Consider the following 18,937-nt stretch of genomic DNA (forward strand, 5'->3'; position numbering starts at 1 on the left):
GGGGCGCCGCAGAGGTCAGGATGCCTGCCAGCTGGCCGGGAGTGTCTTCAGTCCGTAGACGATGGTGCTTTCCATCCGTTCAAGCCGCGATCCCGCCGCGACTCCCAGGCCGGGCAGCCGGGTGAGAATGGCCTGCAGCGCGATCCGTGCTTCAAGTCTTGCAAGCGGTGCACCGAGGCAGAAGTGAATGCCGTGGCCGAAGGCCAGGTGCCGGTTCTGAGCCCGGTCGATGTCGAACTGGGCCGGGCGCCGGAATTGCCGCTCGTCGCGGTTCGCGGAGCCGATCCACGCCACCAGCGGGGCGCCGGCGGGAATCGGCACGTCGCCCAGGCTGGTGTCAGCAACCGTGACCCGGTACATGGACTGGACGGGCGACCGGAAGCGGAGCACTTCCTCGATGGCCGGGGGAAGCAGTGCCGGCTCGTTCACGATCCGTTCGATGGTGCCGGGCACTTCGGTAAAACAAAGAACCGCGTTGCCGATCAGATTCGTGGTTGTTTCGTTGCCGGCGACGAGCAGCAGGGCGCAGAAGCCCAGCAGTTCGGCCACGCTCAGTTTCTGCCCGTCGATCTCGGCGGAGAGCAGATTGCTGATCAAATCATTGCCGGGCCGGCTCCGGCGCTGTTCGATCAGCTCCAGGAAGTACCCGGTCATCTCCAGGTTCGTGGCATGGTGGTCCTCGTCCGCCGCGCCGGTCCGCGTTTGGCTCACGATGACATCGGACCACTGCTTGAACCGGTCACGGTCACCGGCGGGTATCCCCATGAGTTCGGAGATCACGATGACCGGCAGCGGGTACGCCAACGCCTGGATCAGGTCCGCTGTTCCAAGGGAAGCAACCCCGTCCAGGAGCTCTTCCGTGAGCGCTGAGATGCGGGGAGCCAGCGCGTCCACAGCCCTCGGCGTGAAGGCCTGGGTCACCAGGGAGCGCAATTGCCGGTGGCGCGGGGGATCGGTGGTGATCAGACTGGACGCGAACAGGTGGCCTGTCTCGGAGGGATCGTCGCCGCCCATGCGCGAGGAAAACCTGGCATATTCGGACAGCACCCGCTGCACGTCCTCATACCGGAAAACATGCCAGCTCCCGGATTGCTCGTCGTGAAAGACGGGTGCGTCTTTCCGCATTCGCTCGTAATGCGGGAAAGGATCCAGCGGATGCTCGGTGGCCGGGGCGAAGTCCATGGCTGGCCTCTCTGCTCAGCCCGTCGATCTGTCGGCCTGGCCGAAACGTCGGGGCGTCGGGTAATGGCTCCTGGGAACCTGAGTTTATCCAACGCCCGCCCCGCGCGTCACTAGGCAAGTTGTGCTGCCGTCCCCAGGCTGCGACGGCGTCCGGCTGCGTCCCGCGCCCGGGGGCGGAACCACGAAAGAGGACGACGGCGGGAAAGTTCCCGCCGTCGTCCGCCGGTACCAGGGGCCGGTCGCGATCCTGGACGAGCTTTACGTTCGTCCGGGACTGCGCAGCCGGCGTCTGGGCAGCGCACTGCTCGCCGCCGGCTGCGGGCTGGTACGAGAGCGCGGCGGCGAGCTGCTTGAAATCAACGTCAACAGTGAGGACCTCGAGGCACGCCGGTTCTACGAAGCACGCGGTTTCAGCAACACCGAACCAAACGGCACCGAGCCGATGCTGTATGACAACCATGAGCTTTGAACGTCAGCCCTGGCACGAGCCGGGTTCTCTGGCAGTGTCTTCCGTGTCAGGATCAGTTATGCCACACCGCCTGATGCTGCTCGACACCGCGTCGCTGTACTTCCGCGCCTTCTACGGCGTCCCCGATACGATCCGCCGCCCGGACGGCACGCCGGTGAACGCCGTCCGCGGGCTGCTGGACATGATCGCGCGGCTGACGACCGACTACAACGCGACGCATCTCGTTGCGTGCTGGGACGACGCCTGGCGTCCGCGGTGGCGCGTGGACCTGATCCCGACTTATAAGTCCCACCGGGTCGCGGAGGTCGTTGCGGGCGGCACCGATGTGGAGGTCGTGCCGGACGCGCTCGAGGCGCAGCTTCCGATGATCCGCCGGGTGCTTGGCCTCGCGGGCATCGCCGTCGTGGGGGCTGCCGAACATGAGGCCGACGACGTCGTCGGCAGTTACGCCAGCCACGCCGGGTTTCCCGTCGACGTGGTGACGGGCGACCGCGACCTCTTCCAGGTCGTTGACGACACCCGCCAGGTGCGGGTGGTCTACACCGCGCGCGGCATGAAAAACCTCGAAGTCCTCACCGACGCGGTCGTCGTCGGCAAGTACCGGGTGCTGCCCGGGCAGTATGCCGACTACGCGACCCTCCGGGGTGATGCCTCCGACGGGCTGCCGGGCGTCGCCGGCATCGGTGAGAAAACCGCGGCGTCGCTGCTGGGGGAGTACGGCACGCTCGACGGGCTGCTCGCGGCGGCGGCGGATGCAGGAAGCGGGCTGTCCGCGTCGGTGCGGTCGAAGCTCGACGCGGCCGGGGACTACCTCGAGGTCGCGCCCGCCGTCGTGCGGGTCGTGCGCAACCTGGAGCTGCCATCGCTTGAGGAGGCGGGCGCGCTACTGCGCCCCGTCGCCGGCGATGCCCGTTCCGAACTCGAGCGTCTCGCGACCGAATGGAACCTCGGCGGCTCGGTCAGACGGCTCCTCGAAGCCCTCGACCGGCGTCACTGAGGGGAGGGCCACGCCGTGACGAGACACGCCCCGGACGTCGGTTCTATCCCGGCGTGCGGAAGGGGTTCCGCTATTTCCCCGGCCCGGGGCCCGGGGCCCGCTCCAGATAGGCAGCGGCCAGCTCCGACCGCGAGCTGACGTGGAGCTTCCGGTAGATCCGGGTGAGGTGGTACTGCACGGTCTTGACGGACACGTAGAGTTCGGCTGCGGCGTCCTTATTGGTCAGGCCCGAAGCGACCAGCGAGGCAACTGCTTGTTCCTGTTCCGTCAGGTCGTCGAAAAGAGGTGCGGCCTCGGTCGTCACCGGAGCGGTTGCGGTCAGCCGCCGGTTCTCGTCGGTGCTGACTCCGCTGGCACGCAGTTCCCGCTCACACCGGTCGGTATAGGCCGCGGCACCCAGGACAGAGAACAGATCGCGGGCCTGAATCAGCATCCCGGCAGCTTCCCTGCGTTTTCCGGCACGGCGGAAGGACTGGCCGTACACAAACATCACTCGGGCCCGTGCGTAGGGCATCGGCAGTTTCTCCAGGTGGGCGAGACCGCCAAGGAACGTGCTGCGGGCGGCGTCAAAATCGCCGGCCGCCGCCTGGATTCTGCCCCGAACCGAGGCCAGGCGCGCCATTGTTGACCGGTGCTGGCGTTGCTCTGCCAGCCGCTCGTGAGGGCGCAGGAACGCGTCCGCTTCTGCAATCCGTCCGACCATGACCAAAGCGTTGGCGTAGTGGTCCTGCCACGGCCAGAATCCCGGTTCGTCAATGCCGTTGCTGCGTTCGAGCCTGACGACAGGCAGCAGCGCGCGGAGCACGCCGTCGTAGTCCGCCTTGATTTCCGCCACTTGCGCCTGGGCGAGGCAGTAGGGCAGGAGCATTATCGGGTAGCTGTCGGCGGCGACGGCAGCGCGCTCCAGATGGTGGGCCGCGGCGTCCCGGTTGCCGCGGAGCGCGTGAATTTGCGCGCCGGTCCAGTGCAGGAGCGGGCTGAGAAGCTCTATGCCGGACTCTTCCTGCAGTGCCACGGCGTTTTCTACCGTTCTCAGCGCGCCGTCCCAGGCGCCCAGGGCAACGTCAGCCCTGGCCTGCCAGGCCTGGGCCCAGAGGGTGATGCGGTGGGAACCGCGGGCAAATTCAGTGGGAACAGCGCTGGCGAGTTCGGTCCGGGCCTCATCCACCTCGTCCATGGCAAGGCGCAGCCACCCTCTGCCCATGTGGATACGCTGGTATGGGGCGCTGTCTTCAGGGGGCTGGTCTGCAGCCTCGTAACTCGCCTCCGCTTCGGCGTACCGGCCCATCGCGCCGAGCCCGAGGCCCTCGATGGCTTGTGCCTCGAAAGCTGGCGGGCTGTTCGGTGGCGCCGTAAGCCTGGCCCGGACAGCCCACGTCACGAGGTCCCTGCCGTTGAAGCGGGCCAGTGCGTGCAGCACCTGACGCTGGCAAATCTGCCCGGCCGTTCCGGGATCGGTGGCCGGGTCGACGGAATTCCAGGCCTTGCGGAGCAGGGCGTCGGCCTGCATGGGGCGGCCGCGGAGGACAGCGAGGTACCCGCGCACCGCGTCGCCGCGCGGGCTGGGCGCGATGGTCTCGACGGCCGATACGGCCCGGGGGAGTTGTCCGGCCCCGACCATCGCATCGACGGCCATGATCAGGAGTGATTCGCGTTCCAGACCCTGCGGATTGAGCCGGGCGGCATCCGCGTAGGCGTCGGCGGCGGCACCCCAGGCACCTGATGCGGCGTGGGCCGTCGCCGCTGCTTCGAGTTCGCGGGCAAGCGAAGCGTCGGGCAGGAGTGCAGAGGCAGCCCGGTGCCTCAGCTTCTCGGCCCCGATACCCGGCAGGCGTGCGGCTGCGGCATGCAACGTCGACTGCCGGCCGGGTCCGAGGTTTTGATAGACGGCTGACCGCACTGCCGGGAGCGGAAACTCGAGGAGGGTCTCCGTCCCGACAGGTGAAAGTGTCAGCAGACCCAGAGCTGCAGCCGCATCCACGGCGGCTGCAGCGTCCGAAACACCGGACAGTTCCGCGGCAAGCGCCAGCGGGGATCGCGCGCCCAGCACTGCTGCCGCCTCGGTGAGCGCGGCCGCGGCTGGCGGCAGCTGCGCCAGCCTGGCCTGGACAAATGCCCGAAGCTCCGTGGGCACTGGAAGAACCCTCTGACCGGTGGACCAGACGGTGGCCGGATACTGCTCCAGCAGCGGCTGGACCAGCCCGGGGCGGCCGCCCGTGTGCTCCACCAGGATCCTTGCGGCGGACAGCGGAAGTTCCGAGCCCGCGGATCCGGGCACGTGTCGTGCCATCAACTGCACGTCCCCTGGCGTGAGCGGGCCGAGCCTTATGGTCCGGGCGGCGGGAAAACTGAGAAGTCCTGCGGCACCTTCATCCAGTTCACTGACGGTCAAATCCGTAGCCAACAGGGTCAGGAGTGACTGTTGCCCCACGCGGCGCAACGCGTAAAGCAGGGCCTGAAGCGAGGGCAGGTCGGCCCATTGGAGGTCGTCGATCCAGAGAACCAGCACTGCACTATCCCCGGCGGTGCAGCGGTCAATCGTGGAAAGCAGCATCTTCCCGTAGACCGACGGAGCTGCGGTGACGGCAGGGTATTCCGCGGGCGCCGGTTCAGCTGGAGGTTCGGCCCCGCCGGGAGCGGCACCCCGGGGCGCTCCGGACAGCAACTGCTGGATTACCCCGAAGTCGGTGCGTCGTTCCCAGACGGCACCGGCCGCCCTGAGAATCGACGGCCGGATCCCGGCGGTTGTTTCACGGCGCAGGAAGGATTCCACCAGGGCGGTTTTGCCCATCCCCTGGCTGGCGCGTACGACGCCTACGGCGGGCGTCCCCGAGCGGGCGGTCCGGAGCAGGTCCGCCAGCGCTCGGGTCGCCGCAGTGCGCCCGGCCAAGTGTCCGGCTTCGTTGTCAAACATTGTGTCCAACCTTACGGGGGAGAGTGCCGGCGGTGTGAAGTGCGTCCCAGTACCCGCCGGCCCCGCTGGTGATCACCCCGCCTGGGACGCTGGTGCGAGCACTTCTCCGCTCAGCGGCTGGACAGGTTCGGCCGCGATGCGGTGCCTGCGGACGAAGAAGGTGACGAGTCCACCGGCCAGCGCGACGGCGGCGAAGACCACGAACGCGACGTTGCTCGGTGCCCTGGCGCTGATCAGGAACCCGCCGACGAGCGGCCCGAGGATGCCGCCCAGGCGGCCGAACCCTGCGCACCATGCGACGCCGGCCGCCCGTGCCGGCGTCGGATAGTAGTTGGAAACGAACCCGTAGACCAGAACCTGGGTACCCAGACTGCCCACCCCGGCAAAAGCAACGGCGATCAGCAGCGCGGGGAGCGGAAAGCCGAGCGTCAGCAGGATGAGGGAAACCGCTGCGATCACGAACGTTGTTGCAACGACCGCGCGGGGACCAACCCTGTCCGCCGACCGTGAGGCGACGAGCCCGCCGACCACGGCTCCGGCGTTGAGCGCAAGGAGGAACGTCAGGGAGTAGGTCTTGCCGTAGCCGTGCTGGCCCATGATTTCCGGAAGCCAGGTGTTCAGCCCGTAGGTCAGCAGCAGGCCGCAGAAACTCATGAGCCCGAGCAGAATGGTTGGTGTCCGGTAGTTGCCGGTGGTCAGGGCGGCGAAGCCGGCCAGCGGCCGGCCGGCCTTGTTGACCGCCGCCGGGGGGACCGTTGATATCCCGGAAGCTGTGCTGCCGGCGTGCCCGTCTTCGAGCGGAATACCCGTCTTCAGCGACAGCGCGGTGGCCTCGTCCGTGCGCCCTCGGGCGAGGAGCCACTTCGGTGACTCCGGCAGTTTGAAGTACGCCAGCGGGAACAGGATGACCAGGGGCAGGGCGCCGATCATGAACAGGCCGCGCCAGTCCGTCACCCCGCCCAGCACGATGGCCAGCAGCGAGGCGAGCAGGCCTCCGGCGGGCACACCCGAATACACCAGCGCATTGTAGAAATTGCGCTTGCCGGCGGGGGCGAATTCGGCGACAACGGCTCCGGCCGTTGCGACGAGGGCTCCGACGCCGATCCCGGTCAGGAACCGGAGGAACCCAAAGGCCGGGATGCTGGTGGCCATGGCGGTGAATGCCATGCCCAGCGAAAACCAGACGATGTTGATGAGCATCAGCTTCCGCCGGCCCAGGAAATCCCCGACGGCGCCGGCGGTGAGGGCGCCCACCATCACGCCCAGCAGGGCGTAGCTTCCCAGGACGCCGGCCTGGGCAGCATCGAGTGCCCCAATCTGGCTGGGGTCGCGCAGCAGCGACGAAACGACAGTTCCGTAGACCACCAGGTCATAACCGTCAAAGATCAGGGCTGCGGCGGCAACAGCCATCACCCAGCGGACGGTCTTCTTGCGTGTGGCATCCGTGGATGCGGCAAGTGCATTCATTTATTGGCTCCAAGGGCCTGGGCCGCGTCATTGCGGCAGGTTGAGGTCAATCGGGATTGGAAATCGAAGCCGGCACGGCCGGGGCGAAAACTCACCCCAGATCGCCACCGGCAACAGCGAGGACGCTGCCCGTGATGTAGGAGGCCTCGTCCGAGGCAAGGAATGCGATGGGACCGGCCTGCTCGTCGAGGGTCCCGTACCGCTTCATCAGCGACGACTCGATGGTCTGGTCAACAATCTGCTGGTACCAGGCCAATTCGTTCGTCCCCTCGGGCTGCGGACCCCGAACGACACGGCGGGGCGGAGCTTCCGTTCCTCCCGGGGCCGTGGCCACCACGCGGATGCCGTGCGGAGCGGCCTCGAGGGCCAGGGCCGCCGTTATGGCTTTCACGCCGCCCTTGGCTGCGGCGTAGGGAACGCGGTTGACCCCGCGCGTGGCGACGGAGGCGACATTGACGATGACGCCGCCCTGCTGGCTGATCATGTGGGGGAGAACCGCGCGGCAGGTCCACAGCGTCGGAAACAGCGAACGCTGTATTTCCTTGCTGATCTCCTCGGGCTCGTAATGCTCGAAGGGCTTCGCCCAGATGGTGCCTCCCACGTTATTGATGAGGACGTCGATCCGGCCGTGGCGGGACCAGGCCTCCTCGATGGCGGCACTGGCGCCGGCGTAGTGTTCCAGGTCTGCCGTGATGGCGAACGCGGACGCGCCGCCGGCCGCGAGCTCCCCGGCAGCCTCATGGACGAGCTCGGCCCGGTCCACCAGGATGATGTCGGCGCCTTCTGCCGCGACGCGCGAAGCAACCGCGTGACCGATTCCCTGCGCCGCTCCGGTCACCACCACGACCTTGCCGGCGAACCGGCCCGGGCTGATCGCCCGGGCACCGTTCGGGCTCAAACGACGGCCCCGGCGAGAGCCGTCGCTGCGGCTGCAGTACTGCCGACGGCGAAGCGCTCGTAGTAGAAGTTTGTGGGGGTGATGCCCCGGGTGTCCCAGTACTTGCGGACGGCGTCCACCATGGCGGGCGGTCCGCACAGGTAAACGTCCACGTCGCCGTCGTTCAGCTGGGCGGCCGTGATGTATTGGGTGACGTACCCCTTATTCTCCGCAGCGCTCTCCGGGTCCGCCACGCACGTGGTGAAGCTGAAGTTCTCGATGGCGTCGGCGTACCGCTCCAGCTTGTCCAGCTCCACCAGGTCCTTGTCGAACGTGACGCCGTAGACCAGGTGAACGGGATGGGCGGGCGCCTCTTCAAGGCTGGTGGCGATTTTTTCGAGCATTGAAAGCAGCGGCGCGATTCCGGTGCCGCCCGCCAGCATCAGTGCCGGACGTTTGATGTCCCGAAGAAAGAAGCTGCCCATGGGTCCGGTCAGCGGGATGATGTCGCCGACGGCGGCACGTTCCTTCAGGTAAGTGGTCATGGCCCCGTCAGGCGCCGTGCGGATGAGGAAGCGCAGCTCCTGTGCGGTGGGGCCGCTGCTGAAGGAATAGGAGCGTGTGGCGTCGGTGCCGGGGACCGCGAAATTCAGGTACTGGCCCGGGAGGAACTTCAGGTCCGCGCGGTTTGCCACGGCAAGGGTGAGGGCGGCGGTGTTGTCAGCGAACCAGGTCAGTTCGCTGACGCTGCCCTCGAACGTCGTGGCGCCGGCCTTGGCCATTTCCGAGGTACCGGCGATCTGCAGGACCAGGTCTGTTTCCGGAACCATCTGGCAGGGGAGGCAGAAGCCCTTCTCGGTTTCATCCTCGGTGAGGGCCTCATCGATGTAGTCGCCGCCGTCGTACTTTCCCGACTCGCAGAACGCCTTGCAGGTGCCGCAGGCACCGTCGCGGCAGTCGAAGGGGATATTGATGCGGGATTTGTAAGCGGCGTCGGCGACGGTTTCGTTGGGGTTCGCAGTGACGAAGCGGGTGACGCCGTCCTCAAAGCTGAGGGCAATCTGATAGGTCATGGGGGCTCGACTCCAGTTTTTTCGGAAGCTAGATGTGGTAGATATCCACGATGTGGTGGATGTAGTCGTTTTTGAGGACGACCTTTTTCTTGGTGATGACGGGCTGTGTGCCGGCGTAATCGATGGTGTAGAACGACGTTCCGAAGTAGGGGTCGATGTTCTGGTAGCGGTAGTACAGCGTGAACCAGTTGAAGCGGACATCAACCTCGCTGCTGCGGGACTCAACGATTTCCACGTTCGTGATGTTGTGGCCCGTTCGCGGTTCCGGCAGGCTTGTCGCGCTGGAGCGGTCGGTCTTGATGCGGAAGACGCGGTCCTCCAGGCCTCCCCGGTTGGCGTAGTAGATCAGCGAAATTTCGCGCTGGGGATCGCTGGTGAGCTGATCGTCGTCGGCCCACGCCGGCATCCAGAACTCGGCTTCGGGGTGATAGCAGTCCAGCCAGCGGTCAAAGTCGCGGTCGTCCAGGAAACGCGCCTCGCGGTAGAGGAAAGCGCGGATTTCTTCCAGGGTTGCCGGGCCCGCCGGCGCGAAGACCGTTGCGTCCTGGGGGGCGGATTCAATGGTTTGTGTCATGGGGATTCTCCTCTGGCTCCTTGCGGACCTAGTTCTGGGCGGCGGCTTCGGCTGCTTCTTCGGCGGCTGCGGCCTTGCGCATCGTCTCCACCCAGTAGCCGTGCTGAATGGGATAGAGACCCTCGTCTTCGGTCTTGGCGCCGCTGGAAATGGGCTTGAGGCCGATCTTGTCGGCGTTGGCATCAGGGCCGGCGATCTGGTGCATGACCCCGCGGCTGAGGTCGTTCCACTGAGCGGCGGTGGCCAGATAGGTCTTCTGGCAGGAGCGGAACTCTTCCAGGTCATCGGGGGTGGCCATGCCGGAGGCATTGAAGAAGTCCTCGTACTGGCGGATCCGGTTGGCGCGGTTCTCCTCGCTCTCACCCTTGGGCGCGATGCAGTAGATCGTCACCTCGGTCTTGTCGACGGAGACGGGACGGAAGTGCCGGATCTGCGAACCGAACTGGTCCATCAAATAGACGTTCGGGTACAGGCACAGGTTGCGCGAGATGTTGATCATCCAGTCGGCCTTCTCCACGCCATACTTCTCGACAAGTTCGTCCCTGCGGTCGAACAGCGGACGATTGGACGGGTCCAGCCATTCCGTCCAGAGCAGCAGGTGGCCGTGGTCGAAGGAGTAGTAGCCGCCCTTCTGCTTGGCCCAGCCGCCAGCGTCCATGTTCTTGGTTTCGTTGGCCGACTCCCCGGTGGTCCGGCGGGCCGTAGTGGCTGCGTAGTTCCAGTGTGTCGCGGAGACATGGTAACCGTCGGCGCCGTTCTCGGCCTGCAGCTTCCAGTTGCCGTCGTAGGTGTAGGTGGACGCGCCGCGCAGGACTTCCAGGCCGTCCGGGGACTGGTCGACGATCATGTCGATGATCTTCGTGGACTCGCCCAGGTGCTCTTCCAGGGGCAGCACGTCCGGGTTGATGCTGCCGAAAAGGAAGCCCCGGTAGCTCTCGAACCTGGCCACTTTTGTCAGGTCATGGGAGCCCTCTTTGTTGAACTGCTCCGGATAGCCGGCGTCACGGGGATCCTTGACCTTGAGTAGCTTGCCGGTGTTGTTGAAGGTCCAGCCGTGGAACGGGCAGGTGAACGTCGTGCGGTTGTCCGTCTTGCGGCGGCAGAGCATCGCGCCGCGGTGGCTGCAGGCATTGATCAGGGCGTTGAGTCCGCCCTGCTTGTCGCGGGAGATGATGATCGGCTGACGGCCGATGTAGGTGGTGAAGTAGTCGCCCACGTTCGGGATCTGGCTGTCATGCGCCAGATACACCCAGTTGCCTTCGAAGATGTGCTTCATCTCGAGTTCGAAAAGGTCTGCGTCGGTGAAGATGCTGCGCTTGGCGCGGAAGACGCCGTTTTCGTGATCCTCCACGAGGGCCTCGTCGAGGTGGGCTCGGATGCCCGCCAGGGTCTCTGTCATGTTGGCTCCTATCGATACCGGGCCGCGTTGCCCGTGGTGCCGGGCTGCGGTGCCCGGGCGGACCGCCGAACGATCGGCCGGTCAATGGTGAATGCTTCAACCCTGCCAGCGCGTGGCGCGCATCACACTAGGTATTTGCCTAGCGTCGCCTAGGCATCCATTGATACTTCGAAAGTCTGAAAGGCGCGGGATTGTATATTTGTTTAATACCAAATTCGGCCCTACGATGTTGAACCAACAACCAACCACGACGGAGCCGGGGCCTGCGACCGGCCGCGGCAGTGCGGAAACGACCACGAAGGAGTCGGTGCGGCATGGAACTGCGTCATCTGCGCTACTTCGTGGCGGTTGCCGAGACCTGCCACTTCGGCCAAGCGGCAGAACGCCTGCAAATGGCCCAGCCCCCGCTCTCGCAGCAGATACGGCGGCTCGAAGCCGAACTCGCGGTCGAACTGCTTGCCCGGACCACACGCAGCGTCAAGCTGACACCCGCGGGCGAAGTGTTTCTCGAGGACGCACGGCGGATCCTGCGGAGCGTGGACGACGCGGCCCGCAGGGCACGCAGCTTCGCCGAAGGAAAAGCCGGCACCCTCCGCATCGGGCTGACCGGGACGGCGTCCTACACCCAGGTCCCGCGCCTGGCCCGGCTCGTCAAGGATCAGCTACCCGGCGTTGTGCTGGATATCAGCACCGAAATGCTCACACCGGCCATCGAACAGGCGCTGACCGCAGGCGAGCTGGACATCGGCGTCCTGCGCCCGCCCGTGCGTGATGCGTCTCTGGCCCTGCGTCGCATTGCCCGTGAGCATTTTGTCGTAGCGCTCCCGGCCGGTCACCGGCTTGCCGCAGGCGATTCCGTGAGCATGGGCGAGCTGCGGGCCGAGGATTTCGTCATGTACCCGGCAGCGTCACGTTCAGTGGTCAACGACGCGGTGATCCGCTCGTGCAGGGCCGCTGACTTCCACCCCCATGTTGCCCACGAATCGGCAAAAACTTCCACCCAGTTGTCGCTCGTGGCGGCAGGCCTCGGCGTGGCAGTTTTACCCGAGTCCGCGCGGGGGATCGCCCTGGACGGGGTCAACTACCGGACGCTGCTCGGAGCGGATGTGGTGGACCTCGCGCTGTCGTGGCGCCACCACGACAGCTCGGCCCTGGTTGGCGCGTTCCTCACCATGCTCGATGACAACAGAGTCTTTATCGACCCGGCCCAGCCCGGAGGGCTCCGGTGAGAATCTTCGCCGTTGAGGCGATCACGCCCGCCGTCCCGTAGAGCAACAATCCCAACCGGGTGCCCGCACCGCAGCAGGCACCTGACCAAGAAAGTGAGTCAATGATGACAACCCAGCTGAACGAATTTGATGCCAAGGCCGCTGAGTCCGGCAACGCCGCCACGGAACGGTTCCGTGAGAGCGGCAAAACCGAGGCGCTCAGCGTTCCGAAGGAACGCGTGTCCCTGCTGGCCAACGAAGTGCTGGGCGCGGTCTATGAGACCGTCCGCAAGCACAAGGTCAGCTATGACGAGTTCAATGCCCTGAAGTCCTGGCTGATCAGGGTGGGCGAGGACGGCGAATGGCCGCTGTTCCTGGATGTGTGGGTGGAGCACGTCATCGAAGAGGTCTCCACGGAGGACCGCGAGGGCAACAAGGGCACGATCGAGGGCCCTTACTACGTACCGGGTTCGCCCCAGTTCGAATCGCCGGCCACGCTGCCGATGCGGGATGACGAAGGCGGCACGCCCCTGCTGTTCCAGGGCCAGGTCCGCGGTGTCGACGGCAGGCCGCTGCCCGGCGCGCACGTGGAAATCTGGCATGCTGACGACAACGGCTTCTACTCGCAGTTCGCGCCCGGCCTGCCCGAGTGGAACCTTCGCGGCACCGTCGTCGCAGACGCCCAGGGCAACTTCGCGCTGAACACCGTCCAGCCGGCCCCGTACCAGATCCCGACCGACGGCGCCTGCGGCAAGCTGATTGGGGCGGCAGGATGGCACGCCTGGCGCCCCGCGCACCTGCACCTGAAGGTCTCCGCGCCCGGCTGCCAGCTGCTCACGGCACAGCTCTACTTCGAAGGTGACCAGCACCTCTCGGACGACATCGCCTCGGCCGTCAAGCCCGAGCTGGTCCTGGCCCCGACGGCCCGGGCAGCTTCTCCCGGCGTCGAAGTTACCTACGATTTTGTCCTGGACGCCGTCCGCCCCTGAGCCGGAGGCTGTCAAAGAGGGCTCAAGAAGATATCCAGAGAAGGAAGTACACATGCACTGTGCAGTCCGACCGGATGTCAGCGCCCTGTTCGGCCGCGGCCCATGGCTTTGACATCAAGGACCCCGCAAGCGCGTTCGCGCCAGGCGGGGCCCTTGAGTCTTCGCTCCGCGATGTCCCTGTCCGCAGTCATGGCCGGGCTGGTCGCCGTTGTGGTCTCATACTCAGGACCGCTGGTGGTGGTCCTGCAATCAGCCAAGAATGCGGGACTCAGCCCCGAGCAGACGACCTCCTGGGTCTGGGCAATTTCCATCGCCAGCGGCGTGGTGTGCTCGGTGCTCAGCCTGGTCACCAGGCAGCCTGTGATGGTTGCCTGGTCAGTGCCGGGAGCTGCGCTGCTCCTGACCGCGCTGGGGAACTATTCCTATTCGGACGCCATTGGCGCCTACCTGGTCGCGGGCATCCTCGGCACCGTGCTGGGCGTTACCGGTCTGTTCGGCCGGCTGTTGGCGGTTGTGCCCAAGCCGATACTCGCCGGTGTGCTGGCCGGCGTGCTGCTGCCCTTCGTCCTCAACGCAGCCGGCGCAGTCGTATCCTCGCCGCTTGTGGCGGGCGGACTGGTGCTGGCGTATTTCGCCGGGAAGCGGTTTGTTCCCCGCTACGCAGTGATTGTGGCCCTCTTCTCCGGGGCGCTGTTGGGAATCTTCACGGGGGGTATTTCCGCCCCGCAATTGTCCCTGGCGCTGGCCGGCCCCTTATGGACAACACCAACCTTCAGCGTTCCGGCGGTGATGGGGATAGCCGTGCCGCTGCTCATAGTCACGACGGCGGGCCAGAACGGGCCGGGGCTGGCGATGATGCACAGCAGCGGGTACCTGCCTAATGACAGGCTGCTCCTGGGCGGAGCCGGCGTCGCGTCCGTGATCTTTGCACCCTTCGGGAGCCACGCCATCAACCTTGCCGCCATCACGGCGGGCATCTGCGCCGGGCCGGAAGCCCACGAGGATTCCCGGCGGCGGTTCATCGCGGGTATCGCCTGTGGGGTCTTCTATCTGGTCTTCGGAACCTTCAGCACGGCTGTCGTTGCCCTGTTCGCGGTCATCCCCGCACCGATGCTGACCGCGTTGGCGGGGGTGGCGCTGCTCGGCGCGCTCCAGGGAGCCGTAAGGGACGTGGTCCTGGGGGCTGAGGGGCGCCCGGCAGAGCTGGAAGCCGCCCTGATCACGCTGGCAGTGACCGCGTCCGGCATTGCCCCGTGGGGAATCGTGTCCCCGTTTTGGGGATGCCTGGCCGGGATCGGTATTTATTTGCTGGCGCGACGCAGGAACACCGTCTGAGCACAGTGGGACCGGGACCGCGGTGCTGGCTACGACCATGACGCAGCGGCCAGGAGCGCGAAGAGCGGTTCGAAGTTGTACTTGCTGGTGCTTGTCCGCCTGGTCGATGGTTCGCATGCGGCGGGCGGACTGGGAGGACCGGATCCGGTTTCCGTCGATCTCACCGTCGCGGAGGTGCATCCGGAGCAGGGCCTCGGGGTCCGGGGGATCCGCGTCGGCCGCATGGACCCAGCGAATCGGCATCAGGTTGGCGAAGCCGGCGGTGTGGTTGAGCAATTGGCCCACGCCCGGCGTCGTTGTCCCGGGTGACCGCAGGTAGTTGATGTACTCCCCGAGCTGGGCATCCAGATCGAGGTTGCCGGGGTTCCGGCAGCGCCGTGGGCCTTGACGGGGAGATCCGAGCCGAGGACCCTCGTTACAGGCCCTCCGGCAGCCCCGGTTCAGCAGATTCTCGGCGCCCCAGGTCCACACCCCTGAACCCCGACTTGAGGAGAGAACGATGAGCCCCCAATTCAACGAGCTGCTGACCCGCCAGGTCGGCAATGAGTTCGCAGCCTCCCAGCAGTACATCGCCATTGCGGCCTGGTTCGACGGGCAGGACCTTCCCCAGCTTGCCAAGCACTTTTACCGCCAGTCGCTGGAGGAGCGGAACCACGCCATGATGATGGTCCGGTACATCCTTGACCGAGGCATCAGGGTCACCATCCCCGGGATCGAACCGGTGCGGAACGACTTCAGCTCGGCGGAGGAGCCCCTGGTCCTTGCCCTGGCCCAGGAGGTGGAGGTCACGGACCGCATCAAGGAGCTGTTCGCCGCGGCCCGGGCGGAAAACGACCCCCTGGGTGAACAGTTCATGCTCTGGTTCCTGAAGGAACAGGTTGAAGAGGTGGCATCGATGTCCACGCTCCTCAACGTCGCCCGGCGGGCGGACAACCTCTTCGACGTTGAAACCTTCCTCGCCCGGGAACGTGTGGGCGACGCCGGCCAGCACGGCGGAGGCCACGGCGGACACCGCGGTTACGGAGTCGGCCACGGCGGACCCACCGATGACTCTGGCACGCCGGAAGTAGCCGGCGGTTCACTCTAGCGGGGCAGGAAGAAACAGTTCATGGTCGATGTAACGACTGAGATTGTCATCCACCGGCCGCGCGAAGTCGTGGCCGGCTATGCCGCCGACCCGGACCATGCCCCCGAGTGGTACACGAACATCAAGACAGTCAGCTGGGAATCGAGACCACCCCTGGCTGTCGGCTCCCGGCTGGCCTTCCGGGCCCGTTTCCTGGGCCGGGATCTGGACTACGTGTACGAATTCACCGAGCTGGAACCGGGCACGAAGCTGGTCATGCGGACGGCCCAGGGCCCGTTCCCGATGCAGACGACGTACACCTGGGCGGACGCGGACGGATCGTCCACCCGCATGGCTCTGCGCAACACCGGCGACCCGACAGGATTCTCCAAAGTGTTGAGCCCCGTCATGGCCCCGATGATGCGCCGGGCCATGCGGAAGGACCTCGCCAGGCTGAAACAACTGCTGGAATCGGACTGACCGCTTGGAGCCGCGCGACAATCAAACAATGGTGCTGAGGTATACCTTCACGGCCAGGCTGTGGCTCTATCCGGGAGAAGCCGGGTGGCACTTCCTCACGGTCCCGGACGAGGTTTCAGCGGAGATCAGGGAGGACACCGTCACCTTCCGCCGGGGCTTCGGCTCCGTCAAAGTCACTGCCGGCATTGCCGGACACCGCTGGTCCACGTCACTTTTTCCGGACAGCAAGAGCGGTTCCTATCTGCTTCCGGTCAAGAAGGCCATCAGAACCTCGGCGGGTATTGGGGCAGGGGATCAAATCACGGTTCAACTGGAGGTGCCCGGGTCCGGCTGAGCCGTCACTCGCGGGCCTGTCTCCGGCGTAGGCTCTGGTGCCTGCCCTTGAAGGCGACGAGAATGGGCTCGTGGACCCCCCTCGCCGTGGCGGGGACGGCGATGCGATGAACGCCGCCGCCCGAAAGATCCAGCGTATCTATCTCACGCTGACGCTGGGCAATACCCTTGCGGCCTCGTTCATCTGGGGAATCAACACCATCTTCCTGCTGGATGCCGGACTCAGCAACCTGGAGGCCTTTGCCGCGAACGCCTTTTTCACGGCCGGGATGGTGCTGTTCGAGGTGCCCACCGGAGTGATTGCCGACGGTTGGGGGCGCCGCGTTTCCTTCCTCCTCGGCACCGCGACACTGGCCGTATCGACCTACCTCTATTACCTGCTGTGGCAGCTTTCCGCTCCATTCTGGTTGTGGGCGGCCGTGTCCGTTTTACTCGGGCTGGGCTTCACTTTCTTCTCGGGAGCAGTCGAGGCCTGGCTCGTGGACGCGTTGCGCTTCTCGGGCTATGAAGGCGGCCTGGAAACGGTCCTCGGCCGGGGACAAATGGTCTCGGGCACAGGCATGCTGGTGGGCTCGGTAGCCGGCGGGGTGATAGCGCAGGCCACCAATCTCGGGGTGCCGTTTCTGCTGCGCGTGGGCGTGCTGCTGGCGATGTTCGTCGTGGCCTTTTTGCTCATGCGCGATGTCGGTTTCACCCCTGAACGTTCGACCCATCCACTGCAGGCGACCCGCGCCGTGCTCTCCGCCTCGATCGAGAACGGCCTGAAAAATCCCCCCGTACGCTACGTGATGCTGGCAGCGCCGTTCACTGCCGGCGTCGGGTTCTACGTGTTCTACGCCCTCCAGCCGTACCTTCTGGAGCTCTTCGGCGACCCGCGCGCGTACTCCGTCGCAGGCCTTGCGGCTGCCCTCGTAGCGGGAGCAGAGGTGCTCGGCGGCTGGATTGCCCCCCGGATCCGGCGTTTTGTCCGCAGACGCACGACGGTGTTGATTCTGAGCAGTGCCGTGAGCGCCGCGATTCTGGTCGTGCTCGGGTTCACCCGGGTGTTCTGGCTGGCTCTGGTGCTGCTGGGGCTTTGGGCTCTGGTCGCCTCGGCGGGCACTCCGGTGCGGCAGGCCTACCTGAACGACATGATCGCCTCGAAGCAGCGGGCAACGGTGCTGAGCTTCGACTCACTCATGGGGTCGAGCGGCGGCGTGGTGGTGCAGCCGCTGCTTGGCCGGGCAGCCGATGTTTCCGGCTACGCCGTCTCGCTGGCGATCGGCGGCGTTATCGAATTGATCGCGGTGCCGTTCCTGCTGGCGAGCCGCCGGCAGCGCCACCGGTCCGATCAGGCCAACGCCGCACCCGGTGCTGCGGATGCGGATTCCCGGCCGTCCTAGACGGGCATTTCGAGCGTCCCGCAGCGGATTCCCGGCGGTATTGACTCTCGGGACCCCGGGCCTACGATAGTGCGCATCAGCACCTTTCGAGGAGGAGAGATGCGCTGTCCGCCGCTGGTGCTGGGTAGGTTGATGACCCGGGAATTGGGGACGGGGTTCACATGACGTGGCCGGTTTCGCCGAGTTGCCGGCGGACGTCTTTTGCAGTGTGGATGGCAGCTGGGGTGGCTTCCAGGAATCTGATCAACGCAGAGCAAGAGGGAGAAAGTAGTCATGCTGAAGGATCTTGAAATCATCGCAGTGCTGCCCGCGAAGGACATCGCCCGGGCGGGCAGTTTCTACCGCGACATGCTGGGACTCGAGCCCGCGGAGAGTCTGGACGAGGAGAATCTGATGTACCGCTGCGGCAAGGGAACGGCTTTCCTGCTGTACAAGACGGACAATGCAGGCACCGCGAAAAATACCCAGATGGGCTGGGCAACAGGTGACATCGAGGCCGAGATGAAGGATCTGCGCGGCCGCGGCGTCGTGTTCGAGGAGTACGACTTTCCGGGCCTGAAGACGGAAAACGGGATAGCGCAGACCCCGGTTGGCAAGGCCGCCTGGTTCACGGACAGCGAAGGCAACATCCTCAACCTATTTCAGCACCAGTAGCCCTGGCTCGTGAAAAAAACGCCGCCCCTGCATCATTGGGGGACTCTGCAGGGACGGCGCACTATCCACGCTACCGCGGGGCGGCGGCATGGGACCCGACCGAGGGAAGTTTTTAACAAATGAACATCCCGGCAACTTCCCGCCGGCCGTCTTACGTCGAGCGGCCTTTCAGGCCTACAGTTGGGCTTCAAGAACCGTCGACAGGAGTGCCCCATGATTACCCTGCAGATCGAACACCAGGTCCGGGACTTCGGCATGTGGAGGAGTGCTTTCGACAGCGACCCACTGGGCCGCGCAGCGTCGGGGGTGCGGTCGTACCGGATCTCGCGTCCGCTCGACCAGGAGGACTACGTGATGCTGGAGATGGATTTCGATACGCAGGAGGCTGCCGTGGACTTCCTCGGCCGGCTGCAGAACGATACGTGGAAAACCGGGGTGACGGCGCCGGCGCTGGTCGGCGAGCCCTCGACCAGGATCATTGAGACGGTCGCCGTCGAGACGGTCGCCGCCAACCGCGGCGCTGACGCCGCAGGATAGC

Annotated in this window: 18 protein-coding genes; 11 read left to right on the top strand and 7 right to left on the bottom strand. The window is 65.8% G+C overall.

What is annotated here, in order from left to right:
• Positions 1–15: 15 nt before the first annotated feature.
• Complete coding sequence (locus tag ASPU41_RS14605; RefSeq protein ID WP_069951524.1) at positions 16–1,182, bottom strand: cytochrome P450; 1,167 nt, start codon at positions 1,180–1,182, stop codon at positions 16–18.
• A gap of 121 nt (positions 1,183–1,303) precedes the next feature.
• Here ASPU41_RS14605 and ASPU41_RS14610 point away from each other — a divergent pair, with 121 nt between their 5' ends.
• Positions 1,304–1,651, top strand: coding sequence for a GNAT family N-acetyltransferase (locus ASPU41_RS14610; protein WP_083266535.1), 348 nt, complete (start codon positions 1,304–1,306; stop codon positions 1,649–1,651).
• Between the two features lie 58 nt (positions 1,652–1,709).
• Entirely contained in the window at positions 1,710–2,648 is a 939-nt protein-coding gene (locus ASPU41_RS14615) for a 5'-3' exonuclease (RefSeq protein ID WP_197515669.1), read from the top strand.
• A 70-nt stretch (positions 2,649–2,718) separates the two neighbouring features.
• Here the strand turns inward: ASPU41_RS14615 and ASPU41_RS14620 are convergent, their stop codons facing one another.
• The 6 genes from ASPU41_RS14620 to benA form a co-directional block, all read right to left on the bottom strand.
• Complete coding sequence (locus ASPU41_RS14620) at positions 2,719–5,562, bottom strand: helix-turn-helix transcriptional regulator (RefSeq protein ID WP_083266536.1); 2,844 nt, start codon at positions 5,560–5,562, stop codon at positions 2,719–2,721.
• 72 nt (positions 5,563–5,634) lie between these two features.
• The gene (locus ASPU41_RS14625) at positions 5,635–7,029 is read right to left on the bottom strand and encodes an MFS transporter (RefSeq protein ID WP_069951526.1); all 1,395 of its coding nucleotides are present in this window, start codon (positions 7,027–7,029) and stop codon (positions 5,635–5,637) included.
• Positions 7,030–7,120: 91 nt separating this feature from the next.
• Positions 7,121–7,927: a 1,6-dihydroxycyclohexa-2,4-diene-1-carboxylate dehydrogenase gene (locus tag ASPU41_RS14630; RefSeq protein WP_197515670.1), complete on the bottom strand. Its 807-nt coding sequence runs from the start codon at positions 7,925–7,927 to the stop codon at positions 7,121–7,123.
• Entirely contained in the window at positions 7,924–8,979 is a 1,056-nt protein-coding gene (gene benC / locus ASPU41_RS14635; RefSeq protein ID WP_069951527.1) for a benzoate 1,2-dioxygenase electron transfer component BenC, read from the bottom strand. The genes ASPU41_RS14630 and benC overlap by 4 nt, the downstream gene beginning before the upstream one ends.
• Before the next feature lie 28 nt (positions 8,980–9,007).
• Positions 9,008–9,553 (bottom strand): benzoate 1,2-dioxygenase small subunit, encoded by a 546-nt coding sequence (gene benB / locus ASPU41_RS14640; protein ID WP_083266537.1) that lies wholly within the window; start codon positions 9,551–9,553, stop codon positions 9,008–9,010.
• A gap of 28 nt (positions 9,554–9,581) precedes the next feature.
• A complete protein-coding gene (gene benA, locus ASPU41_RS14645; protein WP_069951528.1) occupies positions 9,582–10,952 on the bottom strand; it encodes a benzoate 1,2-dioxygenase large subunit in 1,371 nt (456 codons plus the stop codon).
• A 314-nt stretch (positions 10,953–11,266) separates the two neighbouring features.
• Here benA and ASPU41_RS14650 point away from each other — a divergent pair, with 314 nt between their 5' ends.
• The 9 genes from ASPU41_RS14650 to ASPU41_RS14690 all read left to right on the top strand — a co-directional run bounded on the left by ASPU41_RS14650 (position 11,267) and on the right by ASPU41_RS14690 (position 18,936).
• Entirely contained in the window at positions 11,267–12,181 is a 915-nt protein-coding gene (locus tag ASPU41_RS14650; protein ID WP_069951529.1) for a LysR substrate-binding domain-containing protein, read from the top strand.
• Positions 12,182–12,285: 104 nt separating this feature from the next.
• Entirely contained in the window at positions 12,286–13,149 is an 864-nt protein-coding gene (catA, locus tag ASPU41_RS14655) for a catechol 1,2-dioxygenase (protein ID WP_197515855.1), read from the top strand.
• A gap of 153 nt (positions 13,150–13,302) precedes the next feature.
• Positions 13,303–14,484, top strand: a complete 1,182-nt coding sequence (locus tag ASPU41_RS14660; RefSeq protein ID WP_231941088.1) for a benzoate/H(+) symporter BenE family transporter — start codon at positions 13,303–13,305, stop codon at positions 14,482–14,484.
• A 499-nt stretch (positions 14,485–14,983) separates the two neighbouring features.
• The gene (locus ASPU41_RS14665; RefSeq protein ID WP_069951532.1) at positions 14,984–15,571 is read left to right on the top strand and encodes a ferritin; all 588 of its coding nucleotides are present in this window, start codon (positions 14,984–14,986) and stop codon (positions 15,569–15,571) included.
• Between the two features lie 21 nt (positions 15,572–15,592).
• Positions 15,593–16,030, top strand: coding sequence for an SRPBCC family protein (locus tag ASPU41_RS14670; protein WP_069951533.1), 438 nt, complete (start codon positions 15,593–15,595; stop codon positions 16,028–16,030).
• Positions 16,031–16,058: 28 nt separating this feature from the next.
• A complete protein-coding gene (locus ASPU41_RS14675; RefSeq protein WP_069951534.1) occupies positions 16,059–16,364 on the top strand; it encodes a DUF1905 domain-containing protein in 306 nt (101 codons plus the stop codon).
• Positions 16,365–16,470: 106 nt separating this feature from the next.
• Positions 16,471–17,745, top strand: coding sequence for an MFS transporter (locus tag ASPU41_RS14680; RefSeq protein ID WP_197515671.1), 1,275 nt, complete (start codon positions 16,471–16,473; stop codon positions 17,743–17,745).
• Positions 17,746–18,018: 273 nt separating this feature from the next.
• Complete coding sequence (locus tag ASPU41_RS14685) at positions 18,019–18,399, top strand: VOC family protein (protein ID WP_069951536.1); 381 nt, start codon at positions 18,019–18,021, stop codon at positions 18,397–18,399.
• Positions 18,400–18,612: 213 nt separating this feature from the next.
• Positions 18,613–18,936: a hypothetical protein gene (locus ASPU41_RS14690; RefSeq protein WP_069951537.1), complete on the top strand. Its 324-nt coding sequence runs from the start codon at positions 18,613–18,615 to the stop codon at positions 18,934–18,936.
• Position 18,937: the final 1 nt, after the last annotated feature.

Source organism: Arthrobacter sp. U41 (genome assembly GCF_001750145.1).
In the GTDB taxonomy this organism is placed as follows: Bacteria; Actinomycetota; Actinomycetes; order Actinomycetales; family Micrococcaceae; genus Arthrobacter.

Bases quoted from the DNA above. Each gene is read 5' to 3' on its own strand.
- ASPU41_RS14670 (WP_069951533.1), top strand. From the start codon at position 15,593: ATGGTCGATGTAACGACTGAGATTGTCATCCACCGGCCGCGCGAAGTC.
- ASPU41_RS14625 (WP_069951526.1), bottom strand. From the start codon at position 7,029: ATGAATGCACTTGCCGCATCCACGGATGCCACACGCAAGAAGACCGTC.
- catA (WP_197515855.1), top strand. From the start codon at position 12,286: ATGACAACCCAGCTGAACGAATTTGATGCCAAGGCCGCTGAGTCCGGC.
- ASPU41_RS14605 (WP_069951524.1), bottom strand. From the start codon at position 1,182: ATGGACTTCGCCCCGGCCACCGAGCATCCGCTGGATCCTTTCCCGCAT.
- benC (WP_069951527.1), bottom strand. From the start codon at position 8,979: ATGACCTATCAGATTGCCCTCAGCTTTGAGGACGGCGTCACCCGCTTC.
- benB (WP_083266537.1), bottom strand. From the start codon at position 9,553: ATGACACAAACCATTGAATCCGCCCCCCAGGACGCAACGGTCTTCGCG.
- ASPU41_RS14665 (WP_069951532.1), top strand. From the start codon at position 14,984: ATGAGCCCCCAATTCAACGAGCTGCTGACCCGCCAGGTCGGCAATGAG.
- ASPU41_RS14685 (WP_069951536.1), top strand. From the start codon at position 18,019: ATGCTGAAGGATCTTGAAATCATCGCAGTGCTGCCCGCGAAGGACATC.
- ASPU41_RS14620 (WP_083266536.1), bottom strand. From the start codon at position 5,562: ATGTTTGACAACGAAGCCGGACACTTGGCCGGGCGCACTGCGGCGACC.
- ASPU41_RS14690 (WP_069951537.1), top strand. From the start codon at position 18,613: ATGATTACCCTGCAGATCGAACACCAGGTCCGGGACTTCGGCATGTGG.
- ASPU41_RS14650 (WP_069951529.1), top strand. From the start codon at position 11,267: ATGGAACTGCGTCATCTGCGCTACTTCGTGGCGGTTGCCGAGACCTGC.
- ASPU41_RS14680 (WP_197515671.1), top strand. From the start codon at position 16,471: ATGAACGCCGCCGCCCGAAAGATCCAGCGTATCTATCTCACGCTGACG.
- benA (WP_069951528.1), bottom strand. From the start codon at position 10,952: ATGACAGAGACCCTGGCGGGCATCCGAGCCCACCTCGACGAGGCCCTC.
- ASPU41_RS14675 (WP_069951534.1), top strand. From the start codon at position 16,059: ATGGTGCTGAGGTATACCTTCACGGCCAGGCTGTGGCTCTATCCGGGA.
- ASPU41_RS14615 (WP_197515669.1), top strand. From the start codon at position 1,710: ATGCCACACCGCCTGATGCTGCTCGACACCGCGTCGCTGTACTTCCGC.